The following is a 10,795-nucleotide window of genomic DNA, read 5'->3' on the forward strand; positions in this document are numbered from 1 at the left end:
GTACAGATGAGTCTTGCAAGACCGGAGCCAAGTCGCAACAAACAAGTCGCAACAAACAAGTCGTAGCATGGAAGATCGTGCTGGCGTCTGCCTTGCAGGCGCCAGCGGATGTGAGGAGAAGCAGGTCATGAGCGATGCAAGGCCGATCTGGATCCGGGATCCCCTCGCCATCCTCGCCGACGGTGCGGAGCGCGGGGTGGTGGTCAGAGATGGCCGAATCGTCGAGCTCGTGCCGGCCGGCGGCAGGCCCACGACGGCGGATGTCGCGGTGTTCGACGCAAGCGATCGTGTCGTGCTGCCGGGCCTGATCAACACCCATCACCATTTCTACCAGACGCTGACGCGAGCGCTGCCGGCGGCGATGGACCGCGAGCTGTTTCCCTGGCTCCAGGCGCTCTATCCGGTGTGGGCGAGGCTGACGCCCGAGCGGCTGGAGCTTGGCGTCACCGTTGCGATGTCCGAACTGCTGCTCTCGGGCTGCACCACGACGACGGATCATCATTACGTATTCCCTTCGGGCCTCGAGGAATCTGTCGACATCGAAGTCGATGTTGCAAAACGGCTCGGTGTCCGCGTGCTGCTGACGCGCGGCTCGATGAACCTGTCGCAGCGCGACGGCGGCTTGCCGCCTGACAGCGTCGTGCAGGACGAGGACACGATCCTCGCCGACAGCGCCCGCGTGGTCGCAAAGCATCATCAGCGCGGTGCGGATGCGATGGTGCAGATCGCGCTGGCGCCTTGCTCGCCGTTCTCGGTGACGACGTCGCTGATGCGTTCCACCGCCGAGCTTGCCGCCAAGCTTGACGTGCGTCTGCACACCCATCTCGCCGAGACCGAGGACGAGAACAAATTCTGCCAGCAGATGTTTGGCTGCCGACCGCTCGACTATCTCGAGCAGTGCGGCTGGCTCAACGCGCGGACCTGGCTCGCTCACGGCATATTTTTCAACGCCGACGAAATGAAACGGCTCGGCAAGGCGAAGACGACCATCAGTCATTGCGCGTGCAGCAATCAGATTCTGGCCTCCGGCTGCTGTCCGGTGTGCGAGATGGAGGAGGCCGGCGTTAGTATCGGGCTCGGTGTCGACGGGTCGGCCTCAAACGACGGATCGAATTTGATGCAGGAGGTTCGTGCCGCGTTCCTGCTGCAGCGGGCGCGCTACGGGGTGGGCAAGGTTAGCCACAAGGATGCTCTGCGCTGGGCGACCAGGGGCTCGGCGGCGTGCGTCGGCCGGCCGGAACTCGGAGAGATCGCCGCCGGCAAGGCCGCCGATCTCGCGCTGTTCAAGCTCGACGAGTTGCGCTTCTCCGGCCATGGCGATCCCTTGGCCGCCCTGGTGCTGTGCGGGGCGCATCGGGCTGACCGGGTGATGGTGGCGGGGAAATGGGCCGTGATCGACGGAGCGATCCCGGGCCTCGATATCACCGACCTGATCCGCCGCCACTGTTCCGCGGCGCGGGCGATGCAGGCGGGATAATTCGGGAGAAATAGAAGGAGGGGGCGACCACAAGTGCCGGGTGCTTCTGGCCACCCCCTCCAAACCTCCTCCGGGAGGAGCAGGTGATTTAGTCAATGCAAGAAGCGTGCTACTTGCCCGGCAGCTTGTCGTCGATGCCTCTGACGTAGAAATTCATACCGAGAACCTGGCCGTCGGCAAGATTGGCGCCGCCCTTGCACTCGACCTCCTTGCCGTCCTGCCCAATGACCGGGCACTTGAACGGGTGCAGCTTGCCCGCGGTGATCGCGGCCTGAGCATCCTCGGCCATTTTCTTCACGTCGTCAGGCATGTTGGTATACGGCGCCATCGCGAACATGTGGCTGTCGAGGCCGCCCCAGGTGTCCTCGGACTTCCAGGTGCCGGCGAGCTCGGCCTTGACGCGTTCGACGTAGTAGGGGCCCCAGGTGTCGAGGATCGAGGTCAGCTGGGTCTTCGGCCCGAACTTGATCATCTCGGAATCCTGGCCGAAGGCGAGCTTGCCGCGCTCGCTGGCGATCTGCATGGCCGCCGGCGAATCCGTGTGCTGCATGATCACGTCGGCGCCCTGGTCGATCAGCGCCTTGGCGGCGTCGGCTTCCTTGCCCGGGTCGAACCAGGTATTGGCCCAGATGATCTTGACCTTGATGTTCGGGTTGATGGTCTGCGCCGCCAGGATCGTCGCGTTGATGCCGGAGACGACCTCCGGAATCGGGAACGAGCCGATATAGCCCAGCACGCCGGACTTCGACATCTTCGCCGCGATCAGGCCTTGAATGTAGCGGCCCTGATACCATTTGGCCGAATAGGTCGACATGTTAGGGTTACGCTTGTAGCCGGTGGCGTGCTCGAAATGCACGTTCGGATATTTCTTGGCGACCTTCAGCGTCGGGTCCATGTAGCCGAACGACGTGGTGAAGATCAGCTTGTTGCCGGCGCGGACGAGTTGCTCGATCGCGCGCTCGGCGTCGGGACCTTCGGGAACGTTCTCGAGCGTGGTGGTCTCGATCTTGTCGCCCAGCTCCTTCACCAGCGCCAGGCGTCCCTGTTCGTGCTGGTAGGTCCAGCCGAGGTCGCCGACCGGGCCGAGGTAAATGAAGCCTACCTTCAGCTTGTCGGCGGCGGAGGCTGCACTGACGCTCCCGGCAAGCAAGAGCCCCGCAGCCAGCGCAAGAAGTGATTTCCTCATCATCAATCTCCAGATCGTCGGGGAAAGCCACGATCCGCAACGTGCGCGCCCCATCGCGCCCGTCGCGGAAATGAAACTCAGCGGTCAGGCACGAACACGGTGCCGAGCGCGGCCGGCGCAGTCGAGCCACCGGTGCGCGCACGGGACAGCAGGACCAGCACGATGACGGTCGCGAGGTAAGGCAGCGCCGACATGAATTGCGAGGGAATGCCGACGCCCCAGCCTTGCGCGTGCAGTTGCAGGATCGTCACCGCGCCGAATAGATAAGCGCCGACCACGAGCCGGCCTGGGCGCCATGACGAGAACACGACCAGCGCCAACGCGATCCAGCCGCGGCCCGCGGTCATGCCGGGAATGAAGAACGGCGTATAGGCGAGCGGCAGATAGGCGCCGGCAAGGCCGGCGCAGCCGCCGCCGAACATCACGGCGAAGGTGCGGATGCGCAGCACGGGATAGCCGAGCGCATGCGCGGAGACATGGTTGTCGCCGCAGGCGCGCAGGATCAGGCCCGGCCGCGTGCGGTACAGAAACCACCAGACGCCGACGACGAGCGCGACGGAGAAGTAGACGAACGCGTCCTCGCCGAACAACACGCGGCCGATCAACGGGATATCGGTGAGGCCGGGTATGTAGAGGTGCACCGCCGGCGTGATGCGCTCGCCGACGAAGCCAGCGCCGATCAGGCCGGAGAGTCCGACGCCGAGGATGGTCAGCGCGAGACCCGTTGCCACCTGGTTGACGGCGAGCCCGAGCGCCATCAGCGCGAAGATCAGCGACATCAGCGTGCCCGCGGCGACGCCGAACAGCGCGCCGATGAAGATCGAGCCGGTCAGCCAGGCGCCGGCAAAACCGCAGGCCGCGCCCACGATCATCATGCCCTCGACGCCGAGATTGAGCACGCCGGAGCGTTCGGTCACGAGCTCGCCGGTCGCCGCGATCAGCAACGGCGTCGAGGCGGCGAGCACTGCCAGGATGATGGCTTCAACCAGTTCCACGGGCCACCTGTCGGTTCGGAAACACCAGCTTGAAGCGGTAGAGAACGAGGGAGTCGCAGGCGAGCACGTAAAACAGCAGGATGCCCTGAAAGACCTTGGTGACGTCCAGCGGGATCTTCATTGCAATCTGCGCCTGCTCGCCGCCGATAAAGGTCAGTGCGAGAAAAAGGCCCGCGATTAATATTCCAAGCGGGTTCAGCCGGCCGAGGAAAGCGACGATGATCGCGGTAAAGCCATAGCCCGGCGAGATGCCGGGCTGGAGATGTCCGACGGGGCCCGCGACCTCGATGATGCCGGCGAGGCCCGCGAGCGCGCCTGAGACCGCGAAGGTCAGGATGATCAGCTGGTTGGCGTTGAAGCCGCCGAACCGCGCCGCGCGGGGTGCCGCGCCGACCACGCGGATCTCAAAGCCCTTGATGGTCCGCCCGAGCAGGATCGCTGCTGCGGCAACGACGATCAGGGCGATGATCGAGCCGAGATGCAGCCGGCCGCCTTCGATCAGCAGCGGCACCGTTGCAACAGGATCAAACTCGGCCGTGGTCGGGAAATTGAAGCCCTGTGGGTCGCGCCAGGGGCCGCGTACGAGATAGTCGAGGAAGAGGTCGGCGACATAGACCAGCATCAGGCTGATCAGGATCTCGCTGGCGCCGAACTTCACCTTGCAGATCGCCGGGATCAGCGCATACAGCGCGCCTGCGGCGGCTGCGAGCACGAACATCACCGGCAGCACCCAGGCGCCGGCGTCGGTGCCTTGTGTCTTCACCGCGATCCAGCTTCCGGCGACCGCGCCGATCAGGAATTGCCCTTCGGCGCCGATGTTCCAGGCATTGGCGAGATAGCAGAGCGACAGCCCGATCGCGATCATCACCAGCGGCGTCGCCTTCACCGCGATCTCCTGCAGCGAATAGCTGTCGGTGAGCGGTGCGATGAAATAGGCGTGCAGGGCGAGCAGCGGATTCTTGCCGAGGATCGCGAACAAGATGACCATGGTGGCGATGGTGAGGCCGATCGCGATCAGTGGCGAGACCAGCGCGATCGTGTTGGAGCGCTCGGCGCGTTTCTCAAGCACCAACTGCATGCGCGGCCTCCTTCGGCTCGAGGCTGCTGCCACCCATGAGAAGGCCGAGCTTTTCGCGGCTCGCGTCGCCGGTGGCGAGCGGAGCGGACAGATGGCCGTGAAACATCACGGCGATGCGGTCGGCGATCTCCGCGAGCTCGTCGAGATCCTGGCTGGTCACGAGGACGGCGGCGCCGGCCGCGGCGAGATCGAGCAGCGCCTGGCGGATGACGGCGGCAGCGCCCGCATCAACGCCCCAGGTCGGCTGGCTCACCACCAGCACCGCCGGGTTGCGCAGGATCTCGCGACCGACGATGAACTTTTGCAAATTGCCGCCAGAGAGAGAGGCTGCTTCCGGATCGCGCTTGGCCTTGCGGACGTCGAACGTCTCGGTCGCACGGTCGACCGTCTTCAGCGTCGCCGCGGTGTCGATGAAGCCGTGATTGACCATGCCGCTGGCTGCGTGCCCGGTCAGCAGCGCGTTCTCCGACAGCTTCATGCGCGGCGCGGTGCCGTGGCCGAGCCGTTCCTCGGGCACGAAGGCGGCCCCAAGCTTGCGCCGCTGCGTGATCGAGAGATGGCCGGCTGCGATGCCCTCGATCACCACCGTGCCCGGGTCCTTCGAGGGCCGCTCGCCGGATAGCGCGGCGAACAATTCGTCCTGGCCGTTGCCGGCGACGCCGGCGATGCCGAGGATTTCGCCGCCCTTCAGTTCGAACGAGATGTGCTCGAGCCGGACACCGTGCGCCTCGGCTGGCGCAAGCGAGAGATCGTTGACGACGAGCCGGGGCACGGTGGTCTTCCGGCCGGATGCGGCCTTCACTTCCTTGATCTCGCCGCCGACCATCATGCGCGCGAGCGAGGCGGCGGTCTCGAGCCTGGGATTGCAGGTGTCGACCTTCCTGCCGCCGCGCAGGATCGTCGCGGTGTCGCAGAGCCGCTTCACCTCCTCGAGCTTGTGGCTGATGTAGAGGATGGCCCGACCTTCGGCCTTGAGCCGCTCCAGCACGATGATGAGCTGGTCGGCTTCTTGCGGCGTCAGCACGGCAGTGGGCTCGTCCAGGATCAGGAATTTCGGGTCCTGCATCAGCGCGCGGACGATCTCGATGCGCTGGCGTTCGCCGACGGAGAGTTGCCAGACCTCGCGTCTGGGATCGAGCGGCAGGCCATAGGTCTTCGACACCTGCTCCAGCCGCGCCGACATGTCCTTGAAGGACTCCTTGCCGTCGAGGCCGAGCGCGACGTTCTCGGCGACGGTGAGATTGTCGAACAGCGAGAAATGCTGGAACACCATGCCGATGCCGCGGCTGCGGGCTTCCGACGGGCCTGACAGCACGATCCGCTCGCCCTGCCAGCGAATCTCGCCGGCACTGGGCTGGATCAGTCCATAGATCGCCTTGACCAGGGTCGACTTGCCGGCGCCGTTCTCGCCGAGCAGGGCGTGAATTTCGCTTGGCCAGATGTCGATATCGATGGAATCGTTGGCGAGGAAATCGCCATAGCGCTTGGTGAGCCCGAGCGTTTGAAGCAGCGGTGACTCGCCGGAATGCAGGCCGTTAGGCGTCGGATCTAACATTCGCTGATGCGCTTGCATGGGGTGAAGTGCCTCAATACTGGGCTAGTTTGAACCGCCGCGTAAGGTGTGAAAAAGCGTCATCCCTTGCTCAACGCTTCGGCAGGCGAGCGGTGTCGCGAGGCCGCGGCTCTCGCCGGCTGATGATCGTTTCCAATCGGTCCCTGAAGCGCGCCACGCCGTTTCGACGAATGGTGCCTGTTGCAGAATTGTGACTGTTCAACCTAAATCAGATCGTGCTGTGCAGGCCTAACGTGGAGTTGAGCAAAATCGCGCCAGCTCGCGTATGCAATTTCCGACCGAGACATAGTTGGCTGTGGTCAATTGTGTCCGCCTTGCCAGCTCGACACAAAAGGTAAACGAAATCAAACGGAAATGCCCTGGCAATGCCGGGCATCGCGTTGCTGCGTGCACGCAGCAGAGCCGCACACAAGCGCTCAAAACTCCGCGCGAGACTGTCCTGCCTGCCGAAACAAACGGCATGCCTTGAAAAAAGTTGAGGCTTCTCACTCCAGATGATCGGCGCAAGTGTCGCACCCAAGGATGTTCATTTTTACGTGTCCAAACTTGGGGGTTCAAGGATGTCGTTTCGTTTCAAGGCAATTGCAGCCGGTGCGCTGACACTTGCTACGTTCGCTACCGGTGGCCTGGCTCAGGCCGCGGACCTGACGGTCAAGGCCGCGAAGAAGGCGCCCGACCTCCCGTTCTTCCTGGTGATCGACAATCGGGTCACCTACTCATACATCTTCAACGCCTCTCAGCCCGGCATGTGGTCGCTCAAGCCGGATGGCACGGTCAACAGCAAGACGACCAAACAGGTCTACTCGTTCACCCACTTCGACCTCTGGGGCTACGGCACCAACTTCTTCACGATCTCGATGTTCAAGTCAGATCACAACGATCCCGCCGGCCCCTGCACGAATGCCGGAGTGCTGATCACCGGGGCTCCAGCAACCTGCGCCGGTGCGACGGAAATCTACGGCTTGTTCCGCTCGACGTTCGGCTGGAACGAAATCTTCAACACCAAGGCCTTCACCATGGGGCCGCTGCATAATATCTCGTTCGAGGTTGGCATGGATGCCAACACCGAAAACAGGTATTTCGGTGCAGCCAAGCGTGACGTCGTCGCCGGCCTGCAGTTCGCATTCGACCTGCCCTACAAGGGCTATATCAACGTCGCTCCCCTCGTGTATTGGGAATTCTACAACCACAACTCATTCAGCCAATGCGGCCTGTTCGGTCCGGGGACTGCCGGTGTGACCTGCCTGCAGGACGGCAATACGTCGTACAAGCCAACCTGGGCTGTCGAGATCAATTACTATATGGACCTCGGCTTCCTGCCGCAGAACATGCAGTATTTCTCGATCAGCGGTCGCGCCGGCTGGTATGGCAAGAAGGGGACCGACACCGAACCGCTTCCCTACAGTCCTGCCAATGGCGTCTACAATACCGCGGTCGAGTTGAACTCAGAGCCGATTCGACTGACCTTCGATGCCTCGAAGGCCGTCTGGGGAGACAAGTACTCTCACTTCGTCGATGTCTGGGTCGCCTATCGATATTGGCAGAACAAGTTCGGCCTTGATCACAACGCCCCTTCGGCTGCCTGCTCTGCGACGGTGGGCGGAGTTACCCGGCCGAGCGGAGCCTGCACGGAGTCCTCGCTCTACTCCGGTATCACCGTGAAGTTCTGATCACCTGACGATCTTCAGGTGAACGAAGATGGCGCCGCGCCAAACCTCCGCGGCGCCATCTTGCATTCCGACACGTGGGGCGTGGGGCGCCTACCTCGCCCACACGCCGTCGTGCGGCGCCGCGGCTTCGTCCTCGAGTAGCGGACCTATCACCTCGGTCGGTCGTTGCCCGCTGGCGAAGACCTCGCGGCAGGGCAGATCGAGTGTCGGATTCTCCGGATGATTGCCGGTGACGCCGCGCAGGCGGTGTTCGCTGAGGCCATAGACCACGCGGCCAATGCCGGCCCAGTAGATCGCGCCGGCGCACATCGCGCAGGGCTCTGCAGAAGAATAGAGCGTCGCCTTCGCCAGCACCTCGCGGCTGAGCGTACGGCAGGCTTGCGTCGCGGCGAGGCGCTCGGCGTGCGCGGTGCCATCGTGATCCGGCATGTAGCCGTTCTCGGCCTCGATCAGCACCGTGCCGTCGGTATCGACGATGATGCAGCCGAACGGATGGTTGCCATGGGTGAGGGAACGGCGAGCGACCGCAAAGGACAAGCGCAAAAAGTGCTCGTCACGTTCGGTTGTGCCGGTCATCGCTGCTCCCCGCTCAATGCCCCGCCATGTGCCGGCCGACCTCGGTCAGATCGGCCTCGCTGGTTCGTGCTTCATACACGAACTCGCCGTGGAACATCACCACCAGACGATCCGACAGTTCGAGCAATTCGTCGAGGTCTTCGCTGACGAGCAGAACCGCCGCGCCACGGTTGCGGGCGGCCATGATCTCGGCGTGGATCTGCGCCACCGCCGCGAAATCGAGGCCGAAACAGGGATTGGCTGCGATCAGCACCTCGACATCGCCTGCAAGCTCGCGGGCGAGAACGGCGCGCTGGACGTTGCCGCCTGAGAGTGCCGAGATCGGCGCATCGGGCGTGCGGGTCTTGATCTTGTACTGGCCGATCTTCTTCTTCGCATCCTCCCGGAAAGCGCCGCGGTTGAGCCACCAGCCGCCACTGGCGAAGGGCGCGCGGTCGAACTCGCGGAAGGCGATGTTATCGGCGACGCTCATGTCGCCGACGCAGGCGTTCTTCAGCGGTTCTTCGGGCAGGAGCGACATCTTGTGGCGCCGCATCTCCTCGCGGCTGGCCCGATAGGGATCGCCCGCAACGCGGATCTCACCGCCCTCGGCCTCGCGTTGGCCGGCGAGCACCTCGACGAGCTGGCGCTGGCCGTTGCCGGAGACGCCGGCGATGCCGACGATCTCGCCGGCGCGCACGGTCAGCGAAACGTCGTGTACGGCCATGGCACCGGCATCGTCGAGCGCGCGGACCTTTGCCAGCTCCAGTCGGGCCTGGCCGGCCTCACCGGTGCGCGGCGGCTGTACCGTCAATTGCTCGGCGCCGATCATGGTGCGCGCCATCGCGTCCGGTGTCAGCTCGGAAACCTTGCCGGCACCTGCGAGCTTGCCGCGGCGCAGGATCGTGACGTCGTCGGCGAAGGCCATGACCTCGCGGAATTTGTGCGTGATCATCAGGATCGTGAGCTCGCCTCTGACGACCATGTCGCGAAGCATGCCGAGCACCTCGTCGGCTTCCGCCGGTGTCAGCACCGAGGTCGGCTCGTCCAGAATCAGGAAGCGGCGCTTCAGGTAGAGCTGCTTGAGGATTTCGCACTTCTGCCGTTCGCCGGCGGAGATGTCGGAGACTTTTGCGGAGAGCGGCACCTTGAAGGGCATCCGGGCGAGGAACGCCTCGAGCTCCTTCATTTCCCTGGGCCAGTTCACCACGGCCGGCACATCGTCGCGCGCCAGCACGAGGTTTTCCGCAACCGACATCGCCGGCACCAACGTAAAGTGCTGGTAGACCATGCCGAGCCCGAGAGCGTGGGCGTCCTTGGGATTGGCGATGGCCTGCTCGCGGCCGCCGACGATGATGTCGCCCTCGGTCGCGTGATAATAGCCCATGATGCATTTGACGAGGGTCGACTTGCCGGCACCGTTCTCGCCGAGCAGCGCGTGGAACGAGCCGGGGCGCACCTTCAGCTCGACATTGTCGAGCGCGAGGAAGTCGCCGAAGCGCATGGTCATCGCGATGGCGTCGACGCCGAAGGCGCCGGATGGTGGGGGCGTTTCGCCGATGATCACGAAATCGCTCCGATGAAGGCATCCGAGGTCGAGACAGCGCCGAACACGCCGCCCTGCATCTTGATCATCTTCAGCGCGTGCTCGTGGTTGCTCTTGTCGGTTGCGCCGCAGCAATCGTGCAGCAGCACGCATTCGAAGCCGCGGTCGTTGGCCTCGCGCATGGTGGTGTGGACGCAGACGTCGGTGGTGATGCCTGTGAGAACGATGTTCTCGATGCCGCGCACGCGCAGGATCAGTTCGAGATCGGTGGCGCAGAACGAGCCCTTGCCGGGCTTGTCGATGATGGGCTCGCCCGGCAGGGGGCTAAGCTCCTCGATGATGTCCCAGCCGGGCTCACCGCGCACCAGGATGCGGCCACAGGGGCCGGGATCGCCGATGCCGGCGCCTATCTGGCGCGAGCGCCAGCGCTTGTTGGCGGGAAGATCGGACAGGTCGGGGCGATGGCCTTCGCGGGTATGGATGATGTGAAAGCCCTTGGCGCGCATGGCGGCTAGCAGCCTCCTGATCGGTTCGATTGGCGCCCGCGTCAGCGAGAGGTCATAGCCCATCTTGTCGACATAGCCGCCGACGCCGCAGAAATCGGTCTGCATGTCGATGATGATGAGCGCGGTATTTTCCGGGCGGAGGTCGCCGTTGTAGGGCCAGGCATAGGGCTCGGACTTGATGGTGCGCTCGGGCATGGTCGACCTCGTGC

9 protein-coding genes are annotated in these 10,795 nt (G+C 64.1%); 2 read left to right on the top strand and 7 right to left on the bottom strand.

The genetic code is table 11. The features are described from left to right. Window positions 1-127 precede the first annotated feature (127 nt). Window positions 128-1,477, top strand: a complete 1,350-nt coding sequence (locus WHZ77_RS09870; protein ID WP_375313497.1) for an 8-oxoguanine deaminase — start codon at window positions 128-130, stop codon at window positions 1,475-1,477. Between the two features lie 109 nt (window positions 1,478-1,586). Here WHZ77_RS09870 and WHZ77_RS09875 read toward each other — a convergent pair whose 3' ends face one another. The 4 genes from WHZ77_RS09875 to WHZ77_RS09890 all read right to left on the bottom strand — a co-directional run bounded on the left by WHZ77_RS09875 (window position 1,587) and on the right by WHZ77_RS09890 (window position 6,291). Continuing rightward, window positions 1,587-2,663, bottom strand: a complete 1,077-nt coding sequence (locus tag WHZ77_RS09875) for a BMP family ABC transporter substrate-binding protein (RefSeq protein WP_375313498.1) — start codon at window positions 2,661-2,663, stop codon at window positions 1,587-1,589. A 77-nt stretch (window positions 2,664-2,740) separates the two neighbouring features. Next, on the bottom strand, window positions 2,741-3,658 hold the full coding sequence (locus tag WHZ77_RS09880; RefSeq protein WP_375313499.1) for an ABC transporter permease: 918 nt from the start codon (window positions 3,656-3,658) through the stop codon (window positions 2,741-2,743). Beyond that, entirely contained in the window at window positions 3,645-4,736 is a 1,092-nt protein-coding gene (locus WHZ77_RS09885) for an ABC transporter permease (protein ID WP_375313500.1), read from the bottom strand. The genes WHZ77_RS09880 and WHZ77_RS09885 overlap by 14 nt, the downstream gene beginning before the upstream one ends. Then, complete coding sequence (locus WHZ77_RS09890) at window positions 4,720-6,291, bottom strand: ABC transporter ATP-binding protein (RefSeq protein WP_375313501.1); 1,572 nt, start codon at window positions 6,289-6,291, stop codon at window positions 4,720-4,722. The genes WHZ77_RS09885 and WHZ77_RS09890 overlap by 17 nt, the downstream gene beginning before the upstream one ends. Window positions 6,292-6,869: 578 nt before the next feature. On the opposite strand from WHZ77_RS09890, the gene WHZ77_RS09895 reads away from it, so the two are divergent. Then, window positions 6,870-7,979, top strand: a complete 1,110-nt coding sequence (locus WHZ77_RS09895; protein WP_375313502.1) for a hypothetical protein — start codon at window positions 6,870-6,872, stop codon at window positions 7,977-7,979. A 90-nt stretch (window positions 7,980-8,069) separates the two neighbouring features. Here the strand turns inward: WHZ77_RS09895 and WHZ77_RS09900 are convergent, their stop codons facing one another. The 3 genes from WHZ77_RS09900 to WHZ77_RS09910 are packed head-to-tail and all read right to left on the bottom strand — an operon-like array spanning window position 8,070 to window position 10,781. Further along, entirely contained in the window at window positions 8,070-8,555 is a 486-nt protein-coding gene (locus WHZ77_RS09900) for a nucleoside deaminase (RefSeq protein WP_375313503.1), read from the bottom strand. Window positions 8,556-8,568: 13 nt separating this feature from the next. Further along, entirely contained in the window at window positions 8,569-10,101 is a 1,533-nt protein-coding gene (locus WHZ77_RS09905) for an ABC transporter ATP-binding protein (RefSeq protein WP_375313504.1), read from the bottom strand. Beyond that, window positions 10,098-10,781, bottom strand: a complete 684-nt coding sequence (locus WHZ77_RS09910) for a cysteine hydrolase family protein (protein WP_375313505.1) — start codon at window positions 10,779-10,781, stop codon at window positions 10,098-10,100. Before WHZ77_RS09910 ends, WHZ77_RS09905 begins: the two co-directional genes overlap by 4 nt. Window positions 10,782-10,795 lie beyond the last annotated feature (14 nt).

This window comes from Bradyrhizobium sp. A5 (assembly GCF_042076515.1).
In the GTDB taxonomy this organism is placed as follows: Bacteria; Pseudomonadota; Alphaproteobacteria; order Rhizobiales; family Xanthobacteraceae; genus Bradyrhizobium; species Bradyrhizobium cosmicum.